20 protein-coding genes are annotated in these 21551 nt (G+C 62.0%); 9 read left to right on the top strand and 11 right to left on the bottom strand.

Features of this window, described 5'->3' with window-relative positions:
• The first annotated feature begins 96 nt into the window (after window positions 1–96).
• On the top strand, window positions 97–1041 hold the full coding sequence (locus B5G40_RS08320; RefSeq protein WP_087399315.1) for a nucleotidyltransferase family protein: 945 nt from the start codon (window positions 97–99) through the stop codon (window positions 1039–1041).
• Window positions 1028–2137: a phosphotransferase enzyme family protein gene (locus B5G40_RS08315; protein WP_087399314.1), complete on the top strand. Its 1110-nt coding sequence runs from the start codon at window positions 1028–1030 to the stop codon at window positions 2135–2137. The genes B5G40_RS08320 and B5G40_RS08315 overlap by 14 nt, the downstream gene beginning before the upstream one ends.
• Before the next feature lie 201 nt (window positions 2138–2338).
• Here the strand turns inward: B5G40_RS08315 and B5G40_RS08310 are convergent, their stop codons facing one another.
• The 5 genes from B5G40_RS08310 to B5G40_RS08290 all read right to left on the bottom strand — a co-directional run bounded on the left by B5G40_RS08310 (window position 2339) and on the right by B5G40_RS08290 (window position 8600).
• Window positions 2339–3799: a serpin family protein gene (locus tag B5G40_RS08310; protein ID WP_087399313.1), complete on the bottom strand. Its 1461-nt coding sequence runs from the start codon at window positions 3797–3799 to the stop codon at window positions 2339–2341.
• Window positions 3796–4356 (bottom strand): RNA polymerase sigma factor, encoded by a 561-nt coding sequence (locus B5G40_RS08305; RefSeq protein ID WP_087399312.1) that lies wholly within the window; start codon window positions 4354–4356, stop codon window positions 3796–3798. The genes B5G40_RS08310 and B5G40_RS08305 overlap by 4 nt, the downstream gene beginning before the upstream one ends.
• A gap of 132 nt (window positions 4357–4488) precedes the next feature.
• Window positions 4489–5760, bottom strand: coding sequence for an amidohydrolase family protein (locus tag B5G40_RS08300; RefSeq protein ID WP_087399311.1), 1272 nt, complete (start codon window positions 5758–5760; stop codon window positions 4489–4491).
• A gap of 237 nt (window positions 5761–5997) precedes the next feature.
• Complete coding sequence (locus B5G40_RS08295; protein ID WP_087399310.1) at window positions 5998–7359, bottom strand: TraB/GumN family protein; 1362 nt, start codon at window positions 7357–7359, stop codon at window positions 5998–6000.
• 38 nt (window positions 7360–7397) lie between these two features.
• Window positions 7398–8600, bottom strand: coding sequence for an ATP-binding protein (locus B5G40_RS08290; RefSeq protein ID WP_087399309.1), 1203 nt, complete (start codon window positions 8598–8600; stop codon window positions 7398–7400).
• Between the two features lie 127 nt (window positions 8601–8727).
• On the opposite strand from B5G40_RS08290, the gene B5G40_RS08285 reads away from it, so the two are divergent.
• From B5G40_RS08285 to B5G40_RS08270, 4 genes are all read left to right on the top strand, one after another.
• On the top strand, window positions 8728–9372 hold the full coding sequence (locus tag B5G40_RS08285) for an L-fuculose-phosphate aldolase (RefSeq protein WP_087399308.1): 645 nt from the start codon (window positions 8728–8730) through the stop codon (window positions 9370–9372).
• 67 nt (window positions 9373–9439) lie between these two features.
• Window positions 9440–10093: a helix-turn-helix transcriptional regulator gene (locus B5G40_RS08280; RefSeq protein WP_087330618.1), complete on the top strand. Its 654-nt coding sequence runs from the start codon at window positions 9440–9442 to the stop codon at window positions 10091–10093.
• Between the two features lie 5 nt (window positions 10094–10098).
• On the top strand, window positions 10099–11505 hold the full coding sequence (locus B5G40_RS08275; protein WP_087399307.1) for a Sapep family Mn(2+)-dependent dipeptidase: 1407 nt from the start codon (window positions 10099–10101) through the stop codon (window positions 11503–11505).
• 198 nt (window positions 11506–11703) lie between these two features.
• On the top strand, window positions 11704–14280 hold the full coding sequence (locus tag B5G40_RS08270; RefSeq protein WP_087399306.1) for an S-layer homology domain-containing protein: 2577 nt from the start codon (window positions 11704–11706) through the stop codon (window positions 14278–14280).
• Between the two features lie 57 nt (window positions 14281–14337).
• On the opposite strand, the gene B5G40_RS08265 is transcribed toward B5G40_RS08270, so the two are convergent.
• Window positions 14338–14775 carry a hypothetical protein gene (locus B5G40_RS08265; RefSeq protein ID WP_087399305.1) on the bottom strand — a complete coding sequence of 146 codons (438 nt, stop codon included), beginning with the start codon at window positions 14773–14775 and terminating at the stop codon, window positions 14338–14340.
• Between the two features lie 270 nt (window positions 14776–15045).
• Between B5G40_RS08265 and B5G40_RS08260 the strand changes: the two genes are divergently transcribed.
• Complete coding sequence (locus B5G40_RS08260) at window positions 15046–16071, top strand: aldose epimerase family protein (protein ID WP_087399304.1); 1026 nt, start codon at window positions 15046–15048, stop codon at window positions 16069–16071.
• A 60-nt stretch (window positions 16072–16131) separates the two neighbouring features.
• Here B5G40_RS08260 and B5G40_RS08255 read toward each other — a convergent pair whose 3' ends face one another.
• On the bottom strand, window positions 16132–17085 hold the full coding sequence (locus tag B5G40_RS08255) for a hypothetical protein (protein ID WP_087399303.1): 954 nt from the start codon (window positions 17083–17085) through the stop codon (window positions 16132–16134).
• A 128-nt stretch (window positions 17086–17213) separates the two neighbouring features.
• Here B5G40_RS08255 and B5G40_RS08250 point away from each other — a divergent pair, with 128 nt between their 5' ends.
• Both B5G40_RS08250 and B5G40_RS08245 read left to right on the top strand, forming a co-directional pair.
• Window positions 17214–19385 carry a Tex family protein gene (locus tag B5G40_RS08250; protein ID WP_087399302.1) on the top strand — a complete coding sequence of 724 codons (2172 nt, stop codon included), beginning with the start codon at window positions 17214–17216 and terminating at the stop codon, window positions 19383–19385.
• Window positions 19382–19750, top strand: a complete 369-nt coding sequence (locus B5G40_RS08245; RefSeq protein WP_087399301.1) for a metallopeptidase family protein — start codon at window positions 19382–19384, stop codon at window positions 19748–19750. The genes B5G40_RS08250 and B5G40_RS08245 overlap by 4 nt, the downstream gene beginning before the upstream one ends.
• A gap of 52 nt (window positions 19751–19802) precedes the next feature.
• On the opposite strand, the gene B5G40_RS08240 is transcribed toward B5G40_RS08245, so the two are convergent.
• Genes B5G40_RS08240 through B5G40_RS08225 form a run of 4 tightly spaced genes read right to left on the bottom strand, consistent with a single transcriptional unit; the run spans window position 19803 to window position 21365 of the window.
• Window positions 19803–19991: a hypothetical protein gene (locus tag B5G40_RS08240; protein ID WP_087269907.1), complete on the bottom strand. Its 189-nt coding sequence runs from the start codon at window positions 19989–19991 to the stop codon at window positions 19803–19805.
• 23 nt (window positions 19992–20014) lie between these two features.
• A complete protein-coding gene (locus B5G40_RS08235) occupies window positions 20015–20347 on the bottom strand; it encodes a cupin domain-containing protein (RefSeq protein ID WP_087399300.1) in 333 nt (110 codons plus the stop codon).
• 13 nt (window positions 20348–20360) lie between these two features.
• Window positions 20361–20720, bottom strand: a complete 360-nt coding sequence (locus B5G40_RS08230; protein WP_087188356.1) for a DUF6483 family protein — start codon at window positions 20718–20720, stop codon at window positions 20361–20363.
• A 15-nt stretch (window positions 20721–20735) separates the two neighbouring features.
• Complete coding sequence (locus tag B5G40_RS08225; RefSeq protein WP_087269901.1) at window positions 20736–21365, bottom strand: LexA family protein; 630 nt, start codon at window positions 21363–21365, stop codon at window positions 20736–20738.
• Window positions 21366–21551 lie beyond the last annotated feature (186 nt).

The following is a 21551-nucleotide window of genomic DNA, read 5'->3' as shown; positions in this document are numbered from 1 at the left end:
GATCTCAGCAAAAAACCTACTATTGTATCACCATTTCCCCCTCCAGCGTTGTGTTTTGCGGTGCCGGACGGGGAGAGGAAGGAAGGAAACAGAGGCATGAATAAGCCTGTTCTTGTGGTCATGGCGGCGGGCATGGGCAGCCGCTACGGCGGGCTCAAGCAGATCGACCCCGTGGGGAGCCACGGCCAGATGATCATTGATTATTCTATCTATGATGCCCGGCGGGCCGGGTTTGAGACCGTGGTGTTTGTCATCAAACACCAGATCGAGGATACCTTCAAGGCTGCCATTGGCGACCGGCTCAGCAAGGTCATCGACGTAAAGTACGCCTATCAGGAGCTGGACGACCTGCCCGAGGGCTACGCTGTGCCCGCCGGCCGGGTGAAGCCCTGGGGCACCTGCCACGCGGTGCTGGCCGCCGGTCAGGTGGTGGACGGTCCCTTTGCCGTCATCAACTCCGACGACTACTACGGCCCCCAGGCCTTCCGGGAGATCTATCAGTACCTGGAGAGCCATCCCGACCAGCCCGGCTGCTATGAGTACGCCATGGTGGGCTACCGCCTGGGCAACACCGTCACCGAGCACGGCCATGTGGCCCGGGGCGTGTGCGCCGAGGAGGGGGACCACTACCTGAAAGAGGTGGTGGAGCACACCCACATTGAGAAGGACGGGGCGGACGCCCGCTATACCGAGGACGACGGCCAGACCTGGACCCACCTCAGCGGCGATACCATCGTATCCATGAACCTGTGGGGCTTTACCCGCAGCTTCCTTACCGAGGCGCAAGCCCGGTTCCCCGCCTTCCTGGACAAGGCCCTGGTGGAAAATCCGGAGAAAGGGGAGTACTTCCTGCCCAGCGTGGTGACCCAGTTGCTGGAGGAGGGCAAGGCCCGGGTGAAGGTGCTCCGCAGCGCCGGCAAGTGGTACGGCGTCACCTACCGGGAGGACAAGCCGGTGGTGGTGGCTGCGGTGAAGGCCATGACCGAGGCGGGCCTCTATCCCGATGATCTGTGGGGTGTGTGCGACCATGGCGCCTGCTGAGCAGTACTTACAGGAGGCCCTGAATGCCTTTGACTTTGGAGGAGAAGTGGTGGGCGCGGTGCGGTTTGGCTCCGGCCACATCAACGACACCTTCTGCGTCCACACCCAGCCGGGGGAGGACCCCTGCCGCCGGTTTATCCTCCAGCGGATCTCCCGCAACGCCTTCCACCACCCGGAACAGGTGATGGCCAACATTGCGGGGGTCACCAACTACCTGAAAAAGGAGATTGCCGCCGAGGGGGGCGATCCGGAGCGGGAGACCCTCTCCCTGTGCATCGCCCGGGACGGCAGCTACTACCATACCGACCCCGAGGGGGGCGCCTGGCGGGTGTACCCCTTCCTGGAGGACACCATGTGCCTCCAGTCTGCCGAGACGCCGGAGCGGTTTGCCGCCTCGGCCCGGGCCTTCGGCAAGTTCCAGCGGATGCTGAAGGACTACCCGGCGGAGACTTTGTACGAGACCATCCCCCACTTCCACGACACCGAGGCCCGGCTGGCCCGGCTGAAGGAAGTGGTGGCCGCCGATCCTGTGGGACGATTGAAGGAGGTAGGCCCCGAGCTGGACTTTGTAGCCGCCCGGGAGGCCGACTGTTCCGTGGTGCTGGAGGCCTTGCGTCGGGGTGAGCTGCCCCTGCGGGTCACCCACAACGACACCAAGCTGAACAATGTGCTGATGGACCGCAAGACCGGCGAGGCGGTGTGCGTCATCGACCTGGATACCGTGATGCCCGGCCTGTCGGTCAACGACTTCGGCGACTCCATCCGGTTCGGCGCCAACCACTGCGACGAGGATGAGCGGGATATGAACAAGGTCCACTTCGACCTGAACTTGTTTGATGCCTATACCCAGGGCTTCCTGGAGGGGGCCGACGGGGCCCTCACCCCCGCCGAGCTGGACTACCTGCCCTGGGGCGCCCGGCTCATCACCCTGGAGTGCGGCATCCGCTTCCTCACCGACTACCTGGAGGGGGACAAATACTTCCGTATCCACCGGCCCGGCCAGAACCTGGACCGGTGCCGCACCCAGTTCAAGCTGGTGGCCGATATGGAGGCCTGCTGGGACAAGATGTGCTCCGCGGTAGATAAATATCGATAAGAAATGAGGCGCCTGTTGGAAAACTGCACAGGCCGCACAAAACCTCCGTCATTCCGAGAAGAACGGCCGCCCGGTGGGCGGCCGTTCTTCGTGGGAATCCGTCCCTTCTGCCGGGAAGACGGATTGCCACGCCAGCGTGCGCGCTGGCTCGCAATGACAGGTATGCGCAAACTGTCAATTTTCCAACAGGCGCCTCGTTTTTTATGCGGGCTGGTTGACTACTCCGGCAAAGAGGGGCTGGCCGGCGGCGCTGGTGAGGACAAAGAGGAAGGGCCGGTCCAGGGTGAAGTCCACCTGATCCTCCGGCGGCATGGCCCCGCCGGCCGCGGCCATCACGGTGAAGGCGGCGGCGGTGACGCCCTCCTCATCCACCGCCACCCGGGCGGCGTGGGTGGCCTGAGTGACAGAAATGTCCTCCACAGCTTCCGTCATGGGAGTGAAGTCGGACACCGCCGGGTCAAACACGTCGGTGATCCCCATGGCCTGCAATCCCTCAATCAGATCCAGCTGGCCGGACACGTCAAATTTGGGCATGGACAGGTTGACTCTGAGGTACTTCTGGTTTTCCCATTCCCCGTTGGAGAGCAGGAACTCCATGACCTCCGGGTCGTCCAGCAGCTGATCTACGCTCACCCCTTCGTCGGGCAGGACCATCCACAGGGTACCGCCGTACAGCACGGACTTCCCCACGGCGGAGAACTGATCCCCCCAGCAGTAGTTGTTGGAGGAGGAGCTGTGCATGAAGTCGCACTTTACGTCCCCGTCGGGGGCGTGGAACGTTTCGGGGGCGGTGTTGTCCGGGTTGAACTCCTGGGACCACCGGCCCTGGTAGTAGACGGTGGTGGCCAGGGCCAGCACGGTCTCCGGGTCCAGGCACACCTGGCCTGCCGCCTCCTTCAGCAGCCCGCCGGTCTGGTCGTTGAGCCAGGCTTGCAGGGCCTGGTCCAGCTCGGCGGAACCCATCTCCCCCTGGTAGGAGGAGGTGTAGTAGGTGTCCGCCAGAGTGTCCAGGGTGGACTGGTTGAAGGGCACATCCTCGTTGAGCCACAGGGAGGAGGCCAGCACGCTGGTCAGCATCCCGTCGTCGCTGTAGTTGGCGTTCCACAGGGCCCTGGCCTGGGCCCGCAGGGTGTCGATGCTGTCCTGCCCCAGCAGGTCCAGGATCTGCTGGCGGCTGCTGCCGTCGGTGAGCTCGGCCAGCATCCCAAGAGCGAAGTAGATGTTCAGGGGGGAGCACACCTTGTTTTCTGTCCCGCTGTCCCCCAGGAACTGGCGCAGGGTAGCGGTATAGTATCCCTCCAGCCCGCTGTCATAGCCCTCGGGCTGGTTCAGCTGGGCCTTTTGGCTGGTCCGCCAGGTGTCGTAGTCGGCGCTCCAGCGGTCGGAATCCAGGGAACCGTCGGGGTTGAGATAGTCCATCTCGTTGGGGTAGGGGGCCATGTCCGGATACTCCGCCACCGCCAGGGCGGAGGCCTGGCCTGTCAAAGGGCTGCCTCCGGGCCAAAGTACAATGCCGATAACGATGGCGGCGGCTGCCGCCACGGCGGTAAGCCCCATCCACAGGGGGCGGCGGTGAGGCGCTTTTTGGGGCGGTTTGTCCGCCTGAGCCACCAGTTCCGGGTCTACGTGCTCCAGGCTGTCCAGCAGTTCGTCCGCTTTCATACTGTAAATCCCTCCTTGGTCAGGTGGTCCCGCAGCCGCTGCCGGGTGCGGAACAGGGTGGTTTTCACCTTGCTCTGGGTGAGCCCGTACCGTCGGGCGATGGCGGCGATGGGGTCAAAAAACCAGTACCGCCGCAGGAAGAGGTTCCGGGCCTCCTCAGGCAGGGTTTTGAGGAAGGCGTTCAGGCTCTCACCCAGGGCCAGCCGGTCCATCAGCGCCTGGGTGTGGTCGGGACCGGGGAGGCAGTCCTCCAGCTCCCGGGTGAGGGCGGTGAGCCGGGCGATCTGCTTCCGGCGGCTGAGGGCCCGGCAGCGGTCCAGCACCGTGTGGCGCATGAGCCGGGCCAGGAAGGGAAAGAGGTAGTCCCTGGGCTGGTGGGGCGGGATGGAGTCCCAGGCCAGCAGGTAGGCGTCGTTTTCGCACTCCTCCACCGTCAGCCGGTCGGGCAGCAGCCGGAAGCCCAGCTGCCGCAGGCGGCTGCCGTACTTGTCCGATGCCGCCCGGATGCCTCCCTCGTCCCGGGTCAGAAATAAAGTCACAATCTGGGCGTCCTCCACGGTACTCACTCCTCTCCTGTGGGCTGGTGAAAAGGCCTTTCACCCCTGTCAGCGAGTTGGGAGGGGAAAAGGTTACAGTCAGAACAAATTTTTTGTGAAAAAAGGGGCCTGCGGCGGCAGGCCCCTTTCGTTTCAGATCTGGGGGAAGGGCTGAGGAATCAATTCCCCGGCGCAGTAGCGGGCAGCGATGTTCCGGTCGTCCCCGTCGTAGAGGAACTGCTCCAGCCGCTCAAAGGGGGTGCGCTCCACCAGGGCATCCAGAGCGGAGGGGCGGAGCACCAGGGCGTCAAATGCGAAGCCGGGCAGGAAGGCGCCTACCTGACCGAAGAAGGAGCCCGCGCCCCGGGTGGCCAGATAGAAGGCCTCGGTCAGGGAGAGGGGGGCCTGGTCGGGGTGGTTCAGCCAGCGCAGCTTGGAGGCCTGCACCGTAGCGGTTACGCTGCGGCTCACGTTGGCGGTGTGGCCTCCGGCCACGTCGCTGGCCACGCAGCACCGCAGCCCCTGCTCCAGATCCTGCCGCAGGGGCATGATGCCGCTGGACAGGTTGGTGTTGGACAGGGCGCAGTGGGCCAGCATGACGCCTTTCTCTCTCAGTAGGGCCTTTTCACCGTCGGACAGGTGGATGGCGTGGGCCATGATGGTCTTGTCCTGCCGCAGCAGGCCGAAGTGCTCATACACCTGGGTGTAGGTGGGGATATCCGGGTGGAGCTGGGCTACCCAGGCCACCTCGCTGGGGTTCTCCGACAGGTGGGACTGGATGGGCAGATCATATTTCTCGCCCAGCTGACCCAGACCGTCCATCAGCCTGGCCGTGGTGGAGGGGACGAACCGGGGGGTGAGGATGAAGCCGGTGCGGCGCAGCTCTTCCCGGCTGCGGCAGATCAGCTCCTCGGTGTCCGCCAGGGAGGCGCCGGTGTCCTCCTGAAGCTCCGGGGGAGAGTTGCGGTCCATGTTCACCTTGCCGATGAGGCCGCGGAGGCCGGAGGCCTCGGACAGCTCCATAAGACGCCATGCCGCCTCCTTGTGGACGGTGGCAAAGGCGGCAAAGCGCAGGGTGCCTACCGCCCACAGGTGGTTGAGAAAGGCCTTCCACGCCCGGTCGGCAAAGGAGGAATCGGCAAAGCGGGCCTCCGCCGGGAAGGTGTAGGTCTCCAGCCAGGGCAGAAGTTCCTTGTCGTAACCGATGCCCCGGTTAATAATCTGGGGGGCGTGGATGTGCAGGTCGGTAAAGGCAGGGATGATCAGGGCGTCCCCCCAGTCCTCCACCGGCTGACCGGCGTACTCTGGGGGCAGAGTGTCATACAGACCAACGATAGTCTCTCCCTGGGAGATTAGATAGGCCTCAGGACGTACCTCCAGCGTCCCCAGTTTGGGAGTGTGTAGGAAGGTTCCTTTCAGGATCATGTGGTACTCCTTTCAGAGTTGAAAAGAATCAGGGTACCAGTTCCACGGTATAACCCAGCTCACGCAGGCCGCTGACAATGCCGCCTGGGGTCAGTCCCACGGACCGTCCCGGTCCGTGGGGGCCCGGAAGGATCAGATCTGCCGGACGGACAAAGTTCGTCCGGCATCAAGGTCTTGCCAGAGGCAAGACGCTTGGGCCGCCTGACGGCGGAGCATGGTGGACCCGATGGGAGTGGTTCAGGGCACCAGTTCCACGGTGTAGCCCATCTCTCTCAGGCCGCTGACAATACCGCCGGGGTCCACCATGTGGCCGGCGCCCACCGCCATAAAGTAGGTGTGGCTGCCCTCAGTCTCCAGATAGCCCGCGGCGGCCTCGATCATGCCGGGGTCCCGCTCGGTGAACAGCTTGGAGTTGAGCTCGTCGGTGCTGTTGATGATGGCGGCCTTGTCATAGACCTTGGAGAAGGCCTCCGGGTCCCGGTCCTTCCAGGCCGCGAACATGGCGGAGAGGATCTCCTCCTGAGCCTGGAGCGCCTCGTCGATCTCGGGGGAAGTGGCGGCGCCGGACAGGGTGCTCTCAAAACCGGCCAGGGCGGAGTCCAGATAAGACTCCTGATACTCGGGGGAGAGACCGTCGAAGATGCCGCCCTGGAAGGCGTAGGTCTCCACCGCGCCGATAGCCTTGCCGGCGTTGACGGCGGCGGCGTTCACATAGAGGTCAATGGCCATGGCGTTGCTGCCGGTGGTGTCGTCCTGCATGGACAGGGTGGAGAAGGTGGAGGCCAGAGCCCAGGGCTTATAGGCGTCCAGCCCGTTGGGGGCCATACCCAGCGCGGTAGCCGCGGCCTGTACCCGCTGATAGAGCTCGGGGCTGATGTGGTCGGCCAGAGTGGTGCCGTCCTGATAGGTCTGGAGGCTCTGAAGCAGGGCGATACCCTCCTGGTCGTTCAGATCCAGCTCAAAGATAACCTCCTCGGAGGCCTGAATGGCGTCCCGGAGAGATTTGTGGAGGGGATAGACGTTGTCCCGGTCCAGATGTATGGTGCCCAGCAGATACAGGGTATTATCCCCGTTGGTGGCCTTCCACAGCAGGCCCTTGGAGCCGGCGTCCTGCCCGTCATAGATGGCCAGAATCAGCCGGTTGGCCATGACCATGGCCTCCTGATAGGTGCAGGTGCGCTCCTGGGCCAGGCTTGCGCCGTCTCCCTGGACCACGCCCAGCCCGGTCAGAAAGGCCTCCGGGCCCTCCTCCACGCCGGGCAGGTCATAAGTGGCCGCCTCTTGATACAGGGCGTTCATCACGCCGCCCCGGGTGGTGTCTACCACCAGGCCCACGGCGTCTGCCGTCCGGGGTTCCAGCTCCAGCAGGGCCAGCTTGTCGGCCACTACCTTGGTCATGGACTCCAACTGCTCCATGGTCACCGGGCTCTGGATGTAGGTGGTGTAGTTGTCGTCCACCAGACCCAGGGCGTAGCTGTCGGCCAGCTGGCTTACCGCCCAGGAGGAGGGCTGCTGGGGTTCCGCCGCCAGCGTGGGGAGGACCAGCAGAGCAGCGGAGAGCAGGCCGGCCAGGGCTTTTTTCAACAGGTTCCGTTTCATAGAGGGATGCTCCTTTCCTTATGTGGAGAATGGTGTGTTTATGTCAGACTGAGGCTGGCGATGTACTGCTTGGCGGTGCGGGGCGTTCGGCCGGGATGTCTCATCTCCCAACGGCCGGCGCCGGTACGAAGGGTCTCCCGGTCCATGGTCACGCCGTACAGAGCGGCCATTTTTTCCACCAGGTCCAGGAATTCAGCCTTGTTCAGAGCCAGATAGGGAATACGCAAGCCGAACCGCTCGGCCAGAGAGGTCTTTTCCTGGATGGTCTCGCTGGCATCCACCTCGTCCCCCGCCCGGTCGGAGAAGGTCTGCCGCACCAGGTGGCGGCGGTTGGAGGTGGCGTAGATGGCCACGTTGGCGGGGCGGCGCTCCAGACCGCCCTCCAGGATAGTTTTCATGACAGAATAGGTGGTGTCGTCCTGATCGAAGGCCAGATCGTCGATAAACAGGATGAACTTGAGCCGCCGCCCGCCCAGCTTGCGGATGAGCCGGGGCAGATCGGCCAGCCCCTCCTTCTGTACCTCGATGAGCCGCAGGTCCTCAAAGCCGGGCCGGGAGAGCAGGCTTTTCACCGTGGCCGACTTGCCGGTGCCGCTCTCTCCGAAGAGAAGCACGTTGTTGACGTGGTGGCCCTCCAGCATGGCCCGGGTGTTGGCAATGACCTGGTCCCGCTGGAGCTCGTAGCCCAGCATCTCGTCGGGGCCGGGGCAGTCGGGCTCCTCCACCGGGAAGAGCCGGCCGTCCTCCCACAGGAAGGCACGGCTGCGGGCGAAGAGGCCGGAGCCGTGGGCACGGTAGAAATCGGTGAGCCCCTCAAAGGTGAAGGGACAGCCGGCGGGCCACCGGGGCAGGCCCTCCAGCACCGGCAGCAGGGCGGGGTCGGCCTTCCGGGCCATGGCGGCGATGAGCTGCCCGCAGTCCAGCTCACACAGCTGGGCGAAGATGGCCACGTCCCGGCGGGCGGCCTCCTCCAGGGCGGGGTCTGACCCGCCCTCCTCGGCCAGCCGGGCGTAGGGGGACTCGGTATAGCGCAGCTGGTCATACAGCCAGTCTCCCAGGCCGGGATACCGGCCCTCCCGCAGGGTATAGAAGAGGCTGGCGTAGGCCTCCGCCGCCCCGGCGGTGTCGCCAAGGGCCAGCTTGTCCAGCAGAGTACGCACCAGACCCAGCTCGTGGGTGTCCAGAATATGCCGGTAAGCGGCCACGCCTCCCAGAGCGAAGCGCAGGGTTTCCATTATCATGTCGGGCTCCTCCTTGTCTGTGTCCATTTTATGCGAGGAGGAGCCTGCTGTCAATGCAAAGGCTTGACTTGCGAGCCGGTTTTCCGTATGCTTGAGGAAACGGGCATAGAGAAAGGAAGTCTTGTTTATGCTGTTACAGGATCAGCGGGAGCAGGTGGTGGAATACGGCAAAAAGCTGGTCACCACCGGCCTCACCGACGGAACCTTCGGCAACCTCAGCGTCTTTGACCGGGAGAGCGGCCTCATGGCCATCAGCCCCTCCGGCATGGACTATTTTGCCACCACCCCGGAGGATGTGGTGGTGGCCGACCTGGAGGGCAAGGTGGTGGAGGGCAAACGCAAGCCCTCCAGCGAGCTGGACCTCCACCGGCTGTTTTACCGGCGGCGGAAGGATGTAAACGGGGTGGTGCATACCCACTCCACCTTCGCCACCGTGCTCTCCTGCCTGCGCTGGAACATCGAGCCGGTCCACTATCTGGTGGCCTACGCCGGGCGGCAGGTGCCCTGCGTCCCCTACTATCCCTTCGGCTCTCTGGAGCTGGCCGAGGCGGCCTGGGAGGGGATGAAGGAGGAGTACAACGCCTGCCTGCTGGGCAACCACGGCCTGCTGGCGGTGGGGGGCAGCCTGTCCTTCGCCTTTGACGCCGCCCAGCAGCTGGAGTTTCTGGCCAAGGTGTACTACTACACCAGGCAGGCCGGGGGCGGCGTGAACCTGACCCCGGAGGAGCTGGAGGCGGTGCTGGGCAAGTTCCAGAGCTACCGCCAGGCCTGAGCCTTGCATTTTAGCCCGGTTCAGAGTACAATCTGGACTGGAAACCAAGAGAGAAGGAAGTGAACCAATGGATCGGGAGGAAGCCTTTGAATTTCTGGACCGGACCGCCCGGGGGATCGCGGAGATGTTTGGCTCCACCTGCGAGACGCTGGTCCACGACATGGGGGACCCCAGGCACCCCATTTTATCCATTTATAACGGCCATGTATCCGGCCGGACGGTAGGCTCCACCATGGACATCCTGGGCACCGCCAAGGAGCTGGACCAGGACGCTCTGGTCACCGATTTCGTCAACCTCTACGCCACCACCCCCTCGGGCCAGCAGATCAAGAGCAGTACCTTCCACCTCATCGGGGAGGACTTCAACCTGGCCCTGGGCATCAACTTTGACTACAGCTCTCTGGTCTATGCCAACCGCATCCTGGTGGATCTGATGAGCGCCGAGGCCGACCTGCAAAGCGCCATGTGGCACGGCGGGGAGGGCCAGCTGACCCAGATCTTCGAGGAGTGCCTGGCGGCGGTAGGCAAGCCGGTGAACGTGCTGACCAAGCGGGACCGGATGAAGATCATTGCCCTGTTGGACCAGAAAAACGCCTTTTCCTTCCGCAAGTCGGTGCCCTTTGTGGCCAAGCGGCTCCAGGTGTCCCGGTATACGGTGTACAAGTACCTGGGGGAGCTGACCGGCGCCGCCGGCGGAGATGAAAAACCCAAGGAGGAATAAGTTCCATGTATCAGGATCAAATCAACGCCTATTTTGACGACCCGGCCCGCCGGCAGCAGCTGGTGGAGATGATCTCCCGGCTGGTGCGTATCCGCAGCGTCCGGGAGGAGGCCCAGCCTGGAATGCCCTTTGGTCCCGGCCCCGCCGCCGCCCTGGCGGAGGGCCTGAAGCTGGCGGAGGAGCTGGGCTTCTCCGTCAAGAACTACGACAACTATGTAGGCGCTGTGGACTTCAACGATCAGGAGACCCAGCTGCATATCCTGTGCCACCTGGACGTGGTGGGGGAGGGCACCGGCTGGACGGTGACGGAGCCCTATGAGCCCATCGAGGTGGACGGGATGCTGTACGGCCGTGGCACCGACGACGACAAGGGCCCGGTGGCCGCCGTGCTGCTGGCCATGCAGGCCGTCCGGGACCTGGGTGTGCCCCTGAAGAAGAATGTCCGGCTGCTGCTGGGCACCGACGAGGAGAGCGGCTCTGAGGATATCGCCTATTATTATAGTAAGGAGCCCTACGCCCCCTGTACCTTCTCTCCCGACGGCGAGTTCCCCGTTATCAACCTGGAGAAGGGCAGCTACAAGCCGGTGTTCACCAAGACTTGGGCGGCGGAGAGCGCCACTCCCCGGGTGAAGGAGCTCCACGGCGGGTTCCGCATCAACGTGCTGCCTCCCGAGGCGGAGTGTGTGGTGGCCGGCCTGTCCGCCGAAGCGGCTCAGCCCTACTGCGACAAGGCTGCCGGTGAGACCGGCGTCACTTATGTGCTTACCGAGCGGGGAGATGACCTGCATATCCTGTGCAAGGGCAAGGGCGCCCACGCCTCCACCCCGGAGGAGGGCGTCAACGCCATCACCGGCCTGATCCATCTGCTGTGTGCTCTGCCCCTGGCCAAGGTGGGTTCCACCGCTGCCCTCCATGCACTGAACGCTCTCTTCCCCCACGGAGACTATGCTGGTAAGGCCCTGGGCATTGCTCAGGCCGACGAAATGTCCGGCCCGCTGACCCTGGCCTTCTCCCTGCTGGAGCTGAACGACACCGGCCTGTCCGGCCAGTTTGACAGCCGGGTGCCGGTGTGCGCCAACGAGGAAAACTGCAAGGCCGCGGCTGAGGCTGCCTTCGCCAAGTTCGGCTTTACTGCCGAGGGTGGGATGCAGGCCCCCCATTATACCCCCGCCGATACCCCGCTGGTCAGCACTCTGCTCAAGTGCTACGAGCAGTACAGTGGCCGGAAAGGGGAGTGCCTGGCCATCGGCGGCGGCACCTACGTCCACGATATCCCCGGCGGCGTGGCCTTCGGCTGCGCCATGCCCGGCTTCAATGGCAATATGCACGGCGCCGACGAGCACACCTGCATTGCCGACCAGCTCACCGCCGCCAAGATCTTCGCTCAGGCCATCATTGACCTGTGCGGCTGATGGAAACCCATTGATTGCATAAAAAGGCTGAAATCTCCAAACAGGGGATTTCGGCCTTTTTTTGTGGCTACCTGACGGCTACCCGCTGGCTACCAGTAGCCGATTAAAAAAGTGGAAAGCCTTGCAGCACAGTCTATTCTTGAAAAACTCGCAGGATGTTCCCTCCTCATGGTCAAATAAAATAAGGAGGAATTCCAAATGAGAAACCTCAAGAGGACTCTCAGCCTGGCTCTGGCCGCTGTTATGCTGATGGGCATGATGGTCGTGGGCGCCGGCGCTGCGAGCAAGGATTTCACTGACGCCAGTGAGATCAAGAATGTTGAGGCTGTCGACGTTATGGTTGCTCTGGGCGTGCTTCAGGGCGGCGATAAGGGCGACTTCCAGCCCAACTCCATCCTGACCCGTGAGCAGGCTGCTAAGATCATCTGCTACATGCTCCTGGGCACCGAGAACGCTGAGAAGCTGGCTGCCAGCGGCGCCATCTTCTCCGACGTGGCTGCTGACCGCTGGTCCGCTCCCTACATCGGCTACTGCGTGAACCTGGGCATCCTGGCCGGCGACGGTGCTGGCCACTTCTTCCCCGAGGGCAAGCTGACCGGCGCTGCCTTTGCCAAGATGCTGCTGGTTGCTCTGGGCTATGATCCCAAGGTTGAGAACTACACCGGCAACTCCTGGACCATCAATGTGGCTTCCGACGCCATCGAGGCCGGCATCTCCCCCAAGGGTATGGTGCTGACCAACGAGCTGTCCCGTCAGGACGCCGCTCAGATGGCCTTCCAGACTCTGACCGCTGACATGGTCAAGTACGACAACAAGGGCATCGATATTGACTTCGGTACCGGCAGCGGTTCCGTCAGCGTGGGTGCTTCCACTGCTGAGGTTGTTCCTCAGGGCAGCTACGATGACAACATGAACGCTGATAACCTGCAGTTTGCTGAGAAGTACTTCACCGATCTGAAGCTCGTCGACACTGCCAGCACCATCGACAAGTATGGCCGTCCCGCTCATGCTTGGAAGAATGGCAAGGATACCGTCGGTACCTATGCTGACAAGGCTGACGCTGTTTACACTGAGGACTTCGATAAGGATGAGATCGCCAAGGACTACAACTTTGTCACTTCCGGCGACAATGCCACCAAGTTCTACAACAACGGTGTGATCGACGCTTCTCTGAACGCCACCACTCTCACCGAGCGCGACTACAAGGGCACCGTGATCGAGCTGTATGCCGACAAGAACGATAACCTGACTCAGGTTGTTCTGGTTCAGGCCTACGCTGCCGAGGTTACTACTCTGACCAAGACCACCATTACCCTGAAGGTCTACAATCCCTGGCACGCCAGCAAGTATATCTCCGTTTCCTTCAAGGACGACACCGACAAGAAGGACGATACCTTCGACACCCTGACCGCTTCTTACGAGAAGGGTGACTACATGCTGACCTACTTCAAGGGTTCCGAGGTCAACGCTGCCAACTTCATCGAGGCTACCGACATTGATTCCTTTGATGCCACTGTCACCACCAAGAAGATCTCTTCTGTTGGGGACGGCTACAACGGCTACTTCACCGTTGACGGCACTAAGTACACCCTGGCTTCCGCCTACAACGAGGTTGCCATCAACGCTGGCAGCTCCTACACCTTCTACACTGACGACAACGGCTACGTGATCGCCGCTGTTGCCGATACCGAGAAGGCTGCTACCATTGATGATGTGTACTACATCGCCAAGGTTTGGAAGAACACCGACGCCAGCTATGGCGCCTCCGTTTATAGCCAGTTTGCCCAGGTGGTTGCTCTGGACGGCACCGTTCAGGAAGTCGAGCTGGAGAGCAAGAACAATGGTCAGGATCCCTATGACGCCGCTGCTGTTGCCGGCAAGCTGGTCACCCTGTCCGACAAGGCTGTGAAGTCTGGCGACACCGTGGTCTGCAAGGCCAACAACGACAAGTTCAACGTCACTGAGTGGAATCCCACCGAGGATTGGGCCAAGGTCTCCAACGTGACCGGCACCTTCACCAAGGACACTACCCGCATCACTGTTGGCGGCGAGACTTATCGTCTGAACAGCGATACCAAGTATGTGATGATTGGCGAGTCCGGTAAGGATCTGTCTGCCACCGTCAAGACTGGCGGCATCGCTTACACCGTGAAGACTTCCGGCACTCCCGACGTTGCCTACTTCATCACCGCTGAGGATTCCAGCGTTGTGAAGTATGTGGTGATCGGCTCTGCCAGCGAGATCTCTGAGGGCCAGACCTACAGCAAGGACACTGTGTACCTGGCTGACATCGATGCTTACGAAGAGGGCGACGGCTACTATGCCCGTAAGGTCTACTTCGCTGACGGCACCGAGGAGACCTGGCAGCTGGATTCCAACGCCTACGGCGCTGGCTTCTACACCTACGACAAGAACAGCGACGGCTACTACACCCTGAAGGATGCCAACGCTATGTCCACTGCTGTCTCCGGCGTGTGGGATGAGCAGGAGGGTGTTGTCACCGGTAACTTCAAGTCCCTGTTCGAGAACCTGCTGACCATCGAGGGTGTTCAGACCGGCAACCGTACCATCGAGGACATCAAGATTGGTGATGCCGTGGTGGTCGACGTTCACGATACCGATGCGGAAGGCAACTACGATGCTACCGTGTCCTCCATCGATGAGCTGAACTCCCTGAAGAAGGACAACGTCATTACCAATGCTGTTCTGACCATGAATGTGTCTAAGGACGGCGCTGTGGTGATCTTCATCACTGACATTGACGCCGCTCCCTAACGGATCAGCATTATCCAAACACTGAAGAAGGGTCCTGCCTCTGGCAGGACCCTTCTTTTATCCAATTATAATATAGTGGTAGGTTTGGCCACTCTTGTTAAACTGGTAAAAAGGACCATCGCTGTGGGAATCGGTATAGTGCCAGGATACTGAACTGTCGCTCCAGCTCAGGACATTGGCCCCGTTAGATGTGTCGTTCGGAATAAAACTGGATGCCTGCCGAAACAGCAAGTAATACTCAGGTGTAGAGTTAAAACTGTGGCAGGTAGATACATCCAACAAGACGATCTGGGCCGGGAAAGGCAGCTGAATGGTGTTGGGGTGAGAGTTGCCGTATTCCCCTGTGCCTGCATAGCTGCCGGTGGCAATCCGGCAGTTTCCTTTGTCCTCCAACGCAGCATCGATCTTCTCCAAATCCTCATTAAAATCGGTCCGCAGAAATGCGTCCCCCGGTTCCCACTGGTGAAGCTGATAATGTTCCGTATAGTTTGCCATGCACATTCCTCCTTGTTTTTGCTTGGACCGTTATGATCCATAAACAGCGCCAGATGGCGATCTGTTGCACAGGCAAAAAACAACCGGCAGACTGCCGGCAAGAAGTGCCCTTGCGGAGCGTCTGGCTATTGGCATGGGACGCAAAATATGTTATCATTTCCTGTAAGGCTGTCCCGGGAACGGGACCGGATATGGAGTGGAATGATCAGTCGGAGCGGGCTGTGCTCACAGGAAGGGGAGGCCCGCTTCGGCCGGGAGAAAGGTGGAACCATGGCAGACTGGACAAGAGAACCTTTCGGCGTCACCGCCGGGGGCAAGGAAGTGGAACAGTGGACCGCTCAGGCGGGCAGCTATACGGCCAAGATCCTCACCTATGGCGGCATCCTCCGCAGCTTTATGGTGGAGGACAGAGACGTGGTGCTGGGGTGCGACACCCTGGCCGACTATGAGAAGCAGGACAAATACTTCGGCGCCCTGGTGGGCCGGGTGGCCAACCGCATCGGCGGCGCCTCCTTTGACCTGAACGGGGTCCATTACCCCCTGGCCGCCAACAACGGCCCCAACTGCCTCCATGGCGGTGTTCACGGCTTTCATGAGGCCGTGTGGGAGGCGGCGGTCCGGGAGGGCAGGCTGGTGCTCTCCCACACCAGCCCCGACGGGGAGGAGGGCTTCCCCGGCACCCTGGAGGTGCGGGTGAGCTACGACCTCACCGCCGACGGCGTACTCTCCCTGGATTACTGGGCCAAGAGCGACAAGGATACCCTGTGTAACCTGACCAACCACAGCTACTTCAATTTGATGGGCCACAACTTTGGGTCCCTGGAGGGACAGCGGGTCCAGGTGTATGCCAGCGCTATCACCGAGAACGACGCCAACAGCACCCCCACCGGGTCCCTGCTGGCGGTGGAGGGCACCCCCTTTGACCTCCGTTTCCCCCGGGAGTTCCTTCAGGGACTGGCCATGCAGCATCCCCAGCTGACCCTGGGCAACGGCTACGACCACAACTTTGTGCTGCGGACCCAGCCCAATGCCCCTCTGGGGCTGGCCGCCCGGGTCATGGGCGGCGGGCTGTGCCTGGAGTGCTACACCACCCAGTGCGGCCTCCAGCTCTACACCGCCAACTATCTGGACGGCGTGCCCGGCAAGGACGGGGCGGTGTACGGGCCCCGGTCGGCCTTCTGCCTGGAGACCCAGGGATGGCCCGACGCCATCCACCACCAGGGTTTCCCCAGCCCCATCCTGCGGGCGGGGGAGGAGTACCGCCACACCACCACCTACCGGCTGGCTACCATTTAAGCCGGGCGAACGCAAGCAAAGAGCCGGCCTGCCCCATTGGCAGGCCGGCTCTTTTGCGCTTTAAGATGAGACGGAATCCAGCAACTCTTCCCGCTCCCGCTTCAGAGAAGCCTGCTGGTCGTTCAGGTCCTGGGAGGCGGCCTCCAGATCCCGGAGTGCGGCGGTCAGCTTCATGTGGACCTCCGATACCCCCTCCTGGGCCGTTTTGATGCTGGACTGGACGTACCAGTCGGAGAAAATGCCGTCAAAGAAGTAATCGGCAAAGGTGGCAAACTCCCCGATCTGGATGTTGGGCACCTGGAGCTGACTCACATCGGCCAGCTCGGTGCGGAAGTCGCTCAGGGCCCGCTGAGCCGCCCGGATGCTGGACTGGGCGCTGTCCAGCCGGTCATACTTGGCCATGGTGGCGATCAGTCCGCCCCCCAGCATATCCCAGGTGCCCCAGCTGCGGGCGCTGTCCAGATCGTCCTGGACCTGGCCCAGCAGGCGTTTGGCGTTTTCACCGGCGGATATGGCCTCCTCCAGCTCCTTCTGCTGGTGGGACAGGTCGGCCAGCTGGCGGTCCAGCTCCACCAGTCGGGCCCCTGTCTGGCCGCCCATGGCCTTCACCAGCTCCGCCTTCTCCGTCCACAGTGCCTCCAGCTGCTCAGGGGCGTCCCGCAGGCCGTCCCGCTCCCGGATCAGGCCGTTGAGCTTGTTCTCCAGATATTCCAGGTCCGACCTGGCCTGGTCGTACTGGAGTTTGGCGGCCAGAGCCTCCCGGCGCTCCTTGTCCAGCCGCTCCTCCTTATGACCAATCAGGGTAAGGAGAAAGGCGTGCACGCCGCCCTTCTCCAGCTTGTCCACGTCGTCCTGCTCCTTGCGGAAGCTTTGGGCGGTCTCGTCCACCTTGGCCTGCCGCTCCCCCCGCTGACGGTGGAGTTCCTCGATCTGGGCATCCAGCTGCTTGCGGCGGGCCTGGGCGGCGGTCAGGGCATCGATGGCCTGGTCGATCTCATAAAGGCGTTGGTTCATAACATCTCTCCCCCTTCTTTCCCCTTGATTTTACACACAACGACGGGGGAAAGCAAGGAGATACCCTGGACTTGCGGTCCAAAACCGGGTAAAATATTGATGACAAGCCCGCTGCAAAGGAGAACGCTATGGATACCATCATTCAGATCCTGGCCAGGGAACTGGGCCAGAAGGAGACATACATTCAGAACGTGGTGAACCTCATCGACGAGGGCAACACCATTCCCTTTATCGCCCGCTACCGCAAGGAGCTCCACGGCGCCATGGACGACACCACCCTGCGCACCCTGGCCGACCGGCTGCAATACCTGCGGAACCTGGACAAGCGGCGGGAGGAGGTCAAGGGGGCCATTGAGGCCCAGGGCAAGCTGACGGAGGAGCTTTCCGCCGCCATTGACTCCGCCGCCACCCTGGCGGAGGTGGAGGACCTATACCGCCCCTACAAGCAGAAGCGGCGCACCCGGGCCACCATGGCAAAGGAGAAGGGATTGGAGCCCCTGGCCGATCTGCTCTTCGCTCAGGCCATGGACGGCCCTGTGCCGGAAGAAGCTGCCGCCGGGTATGTTGACCCGGAGAAGGGTGTGGAGACGGTGGAGGACGCCCTCCAGGGCGCCAACGACATCATTGCAGAGCGCATCTCCGACGACGCCGACATCCGCAAGCTGCTGCGGGAGCTGGTGTGGAAGAAGGGCTATCTGGCATCCGCCGCCGCGGCTAAGGAGCGGTCGGACACGGTATACCGGCTGTACTACGACTTCCGGTCTCCCATCAACCGCCTCCAGGGCCACCAGATCCTGGCCATCAACCGGGGCGAACGGGAAGATATCCTGAAGGTGAGCGTGGAGATGGACCGGGAAGCCGCCCTCATCCCCGTCCGTCGGCGGGTGCTCAACCCCGGCACCCCCGCTATGGCCTTTGTGCGTGCAGCCGCCGAGGACGCCTACGACCGGCTCATCTTCCCCTCGGTGGAGCGGGAGATGCGCAACCTGCTTACCGAACAGGCCGACGAGGGGGCCATCAAGATGTTCGGCCTCAACCTGAAACCCCTGCTGATGCAGCCGCCGGTGAAGGGCTTTGTCACCATGGGCCTGGACCCGGGCTACCGCAACGGCTGCAAGGTGGCGGTGGTGGATGCCACAGGCAAGGTGCTGGACACGGCGGTGGTGTATCCCACCTTCAATGAAAAGAAGAAGCAGGAGGCCATTGACATCCTGTCCAAGCTCATCCGCAAGCACGGCGTGGCCCACATCGCCATTGGCAACGGCACCGCCAGCCGGGAGACCGAGCAGATGGCAGTGGAGATGATCCGCAAGCTGGGCGGCGGGGTGAGCTACATGATCGTCAACGAGGCGGGCGCTTCGGTGTATTCCGCCTCCAAGCTGGCGGCGGAGGAGTTCCCCGACTATGACGTGAATCTGCGTTCCGCTGTGTCCATTGCCCGGCGGCTCCAGGACCCCCTGGCCGAGCTGGTGAAGATCGATCCCAAGTCCATCGGCGTGGGCCAGTACCAGCACGATATGCCCCAGGCACGGCTGGACGAGACCCTGGGCGGCGTGGTGGAGGACTGCGTCAATGCGGTGGGCGTGGACCTGAACACCGCCTCGGCGCCCCTGCTGGCCTATGTGGCGGGCCTCAATAACACCACCGCCAAGAACATCGTCAAGTACCGGGAGGAGAATGGCGCCTTTACCACCCGGAAGGGGGTACTCAAGGTGCCCAAGCTGGGCCCCAAGGCCTTCGAGCAGTGCGCCGGCTTCCTGCGGGTGCCGGAGAGCAAAAACGTGCTGGACCACACCGGCGTCCACCCGGAGAGCTATGAGGCGGCCCAGAAGCTGCTGGAGCTGTGCGGCTACACCCTGAAGGATGTGGGGGCAGGAACCATTGACGAGCTGTCTGACCGGGTAAAGACTTACGGCAGGGAAAAGGCAGCAGAAGCCTGCGGCGTGGGCCTGCCCACCCTGGATGACATCGTGAAGGAGCTGCTCAAGCCGGGCCGGGACCCCCGTGACGAGCTGCCCAAGCCCATTCTGCGTACCGACGTAATGGAGATGAAGGACCTGAAGCCGGGGATGGAGCTCACCGGCACGGTGCGCAACGTTATCGACTTTGGCGTGTTTGTGGACATCGGCGTCCACCAGGACGGACTGGTCCACATCTCCCAGCTGTCCAACCGCCGGGTGCGCCACCCCAGCGAGGTGTGCGCCGTGGGGGACATCGTCACCGTCTGGGTGCTGGAGGTGGACGAGAAAAAGAAGCGCATCTCTCTCACCATGAAAAAGCCCAAGGAGGGAGCGGTATGATTCTCAGCTTTGACCAGGTGGGGGACCTGCTGGACGAAATGGCGGAGGAATTCCCGGAGGAGTTCTATCAGGACCTGAACGGGGGCATCTCCCTGCTGCCTGAGGCGGTGGAGGACCCGGCGGGGGAGGACCTCTACATCATGGGGGAGTACTGCAACGACATGATGGGGCGGTACATCAACCTCTACTACGGCTCCTTTGCCGCCCTGGCGGAGCAGGAGGACTGGACGCATGAGGACTGGGAGGACGAGCTGTACACCACCTTGTCCCACGAGTTTACCCACCATGTGGAGGGCCTGGCCGGCGAGCGGGGCCTGGAGATCAAGGATGAGCTGGAGCTGGAACAGTACCGGCAGGAACAGTAAGAAAGCGGCGGACGCCATGCGTCCGCCGCTTTTTTATAGATACGCCATCCTCTTACTTTTGTTGGTTTTCGCGTTGAATGAGGAAGCGGATGCTCAATGCTACACCGCATCCATACCCCAAAATAACGATCAGATAAATGGCCGTGCAGCTGCGTAATTGTGGGAAAAGCAACAGCAATAAATTACATACCACCGCAATCACCTGCATAAGGAGCAGGATATAATTGATGGCTTTCTTCATGCTTCTATAACCCCCTTTTTTGTTCAGTTGCGCTGAGGCACCACGGCGAAAAAGACCAGGTCGCCCCCGCCGTCGTTGATGAGGGTATGGGCGTGGCCCTCCGGGCAGTAGTGGCAGTCGCCGGGGCCCAGACGCTCCTCCACGCCGTCGCAGATGGCCTTTCCGGTGCCGGAGAGGATGTACATGACCTCGCTGTTGCCGGTGTGGGTGTGCAGGCCGATGGAGGCGCCGGGCTCCAGACGGTTCATCATGATGTGGTTGACGCAGTCGTCCACAAAACGGCTGTAGGTGGTCTTTTTGCCCCCCTTGAACTGAGGCATGGGGGTTTCTTCCATCTGGGAAAAACAGAGTTTCATAGGGGTATCCTCCTTACAGAATCACACCGTAACGGGCCGCCAGCTCCTGCAGGCCCTCCTGCAGCTCCTGCCGGTCAAAGCCGGCCTGGTCCAGCTGGTCGTCGGTGAGGGTGTTGGCGCGGGCATAGAAGTCCACTGCCACCTCCAGGTAGCGCAGGTCGTCCCAGTCGCTCTCCTGAAAGAGCAGATCTTCTCCGCCGCCCACATCGCCGGCGGCCAGCCGCTCCACCAGTCGGAGATGGAGGGCATCCAGCGCTGCGTCCTCCTCCGCACCGGTGGGCAGATAGTCGGCGGAGTCCTTCTTCAAAACCAGCTTGGCCAGGGAACGGGCCAGCCCGTCCACCTGCCGCAGCATCCAATCATCTGTCAGCATGGTATCGCTCCTTTGTTATAATTCCCGCACCAGTTTGACGGCTATGCCCACGATGCGGGCCAACCCCTGCTCGAAGTCCCGCAGGGGAATGATTTTGGGCTCATAGCAGGGATTTTCCGGTTGAAGGATTACCATACCCTTCTGGCAGCGGAACCGCTTCAGGGTGGCATCCTCGCCGTCCACCAGACAGGCCACGATCTGACCGTTCTCCGCCGTAGATTGCCGCCGGATGAGCACCAGATCCCCGTCCCTGATACCGGCGTTGATCATGCTGTCGCCGGTGACCCGAAGATAGAAATGCTCCTCCGGATCGGGCACGTCGGCAGCGGCATAGCCCTCGATCTGCTGGCTGGCCAGAATAGGGGAGCCCGCCCGGATGACACCGAGTATGGGTACCACCGGCTCCCGGCGAGCAGGGCAGGGGGGCTGGCGGGGGACGTTGAAACCCTGCAGCCACAGCGGGTCTACCCCAAGGGAGCGGGCAATGGCGGCGGCGGTGCCGATTTTGGGCTCACGCTGGCCCAGGACATAGCGGTTCAGAGTCTGGGGATTCATATTCAGCCGGTCCCCCAGCTGTTCATAGCTGAGGCCGGACTCTTCCATCAGGCTGCGCAGACGGGCGCCGAAGGTGCTCTCCTGCTCCATACCATGTTCCCTCCTGTCCAATTTGTGGGTCTATTCTATCACATTTTATCACCAAACGCAACATACTTCGACAAAAAATGATTGACTTTTATCTCCGTTTGGTGCTATTATGGCTATGCGATGGAACGAAAGTTCCATATTTGGATAAGTTCATCACCAATCGGAGATTTATTTCGGAGAGGGGAG

It is taken from the genome of Flavonifractor sp. An9 (assembly GCF_002161245.1).
GTDB lineage: Bacteria > Bacillota > Clostridia > Oscillospirales > Oscillospiraceae > Flavonifractor > Flavonifractor avicola.
Note: the sequence above shows the minus strand (reverse complement) of the source record. Positions and strands in the feature narration are given on the sequence as shown.

Bases quoted from the DNA above. Each gene is read 5' to 3' on its own strand.
- B5G40_RS08310 (WP_087399313.1), bottom strand. From the start codon at position 3,799: ATGAAAGCGGACGAACTGCTGGACAGCCTGGAGCACGTAGACCCGGAA.
- B5G40_RS08295 (WP_087399310.1), bottom strand. From the start codon at position 7,359: ATGAAACGGAACCTGTTGAAAAAAGCCCTGGCCGGCCTGCTCTCCGCT.
- B5G40_RS08320 (WP_087399315.1), top strand. From the start codon at position 97: ATGAATAAGCCTGTTCTTGTGGTCATGGCGGCGGGCATGGGCAGCCGC.
- B5G40_RS08235 (WP_087399300.1), bottom strand. From the start codon at position 20,347: ATGAAACTCTGTTTTTCCCAGATGGAAGAAACCCCCATGCCTCAGTTC.
- B5G40_RS08300 (WP_087399311.1), bottom strand. From the start codon at position 5,760: ATGATCCTGAAAGGAACCTTCCTACACACTCCCAAACTGGGGACGCTG.
- B5G40_RS08290 (WP_087399309.1), bottom strand. From the start codon at position 8,600: ATGATAATGGAAACCCTGCGCTTCGCTCTGGGAGGCGTGGCCGCTTAC.
- B5G40_RS08240 (WP_087269907.1), bottom strand. From the start codon at position 19,991: ATGAAGAAAGCCATCAATTATATCCTGCTCCTTATGCAGGTGATTGCG.
- B5G40_RS08265 (WP_087399305.1), bottom strand. From the start codon at position 14,775: ATGGCAAACTATACGGAACATTATCAGCTTCACCAGTGGGAACCGGGG.
- B5G40_RS08250 (WP_087399302.1), top strand. From the start codon at position 17,214: ATGGATACCATCATTCAGATCCTGGCCAGGGAACTGGGCCAGAAGGAG.
- B5G40_RS08245 (WP_087399301.1), top strand. From the start codon at position 19,382: ATGATTCTCAGCTTTGACCAGGTGGGGGACCTGCTGGACGAAATGGCG.
- B5G40_RS08285 (WP_087399308.1), top strand. From the start codon at position 8,728: ATGCTGTTACAGGATCAGCGGGAGCAGGTGGTGGAATACGGCAAAAAG.
- B5G40_RS08280 (WP_087330618.1), top strand. From the start codon at position 9,440: ATGGATCGGGAGGAAGCCTTTGAATTTCTGGACCGGACCGCCCGGGGG.
- B5G40_RS08230 (WP_087188356.1), bottom strand. From the start codon at position 20,720: ATGCTGACAGATGATTGGATGCTGCGGCAGGTGGACGGGCTGGCCCGT.
- B5G40_RS08255 (WP_087399303.1), bottom strand. From the start codon at position 17,085: ATGAACCAACGCCTTTATGAGATCGACCAGGCCATCGATGCCCTGACC.
- B5G40_RS08315 (WP_087399314.1), top strand. From the start codon at position 1,028: ATGGCGCCTGCTGAGCAGTACTTACAGGAGGCCCTGAATGCCTTTGAC.
- B5G40_RS08275 (WP_087399307.1), top strand. From the start codon at position 10,099: ATGTATCAGGATCAAATCAACGCCTATTTTGACGACCCGGCCCGCCGG.
- B5G40_RS08225 (WP_087269901.1), bottom strand. From the start codon at position 21,365: ATGGAGCAGGAGAGCACCTTCGGCGCCCGTCTGCGCAGCCTGATGGAA.
- B5G40_RS08270 (WP_087399306.1), top strand. From the start codon at position 11,704: ATGAGAAACCTCAAGAGGACTCTCAGCCTGGCTCTGGCCGCTGTTATG.
- B5G40_RS08260 (WP_087399304.1), top strand. From the start codon at position 15,046: ATGGCAGACTGGACAAGAGAACCTTTCGGCGTCACCGCCGGGGGCAAG.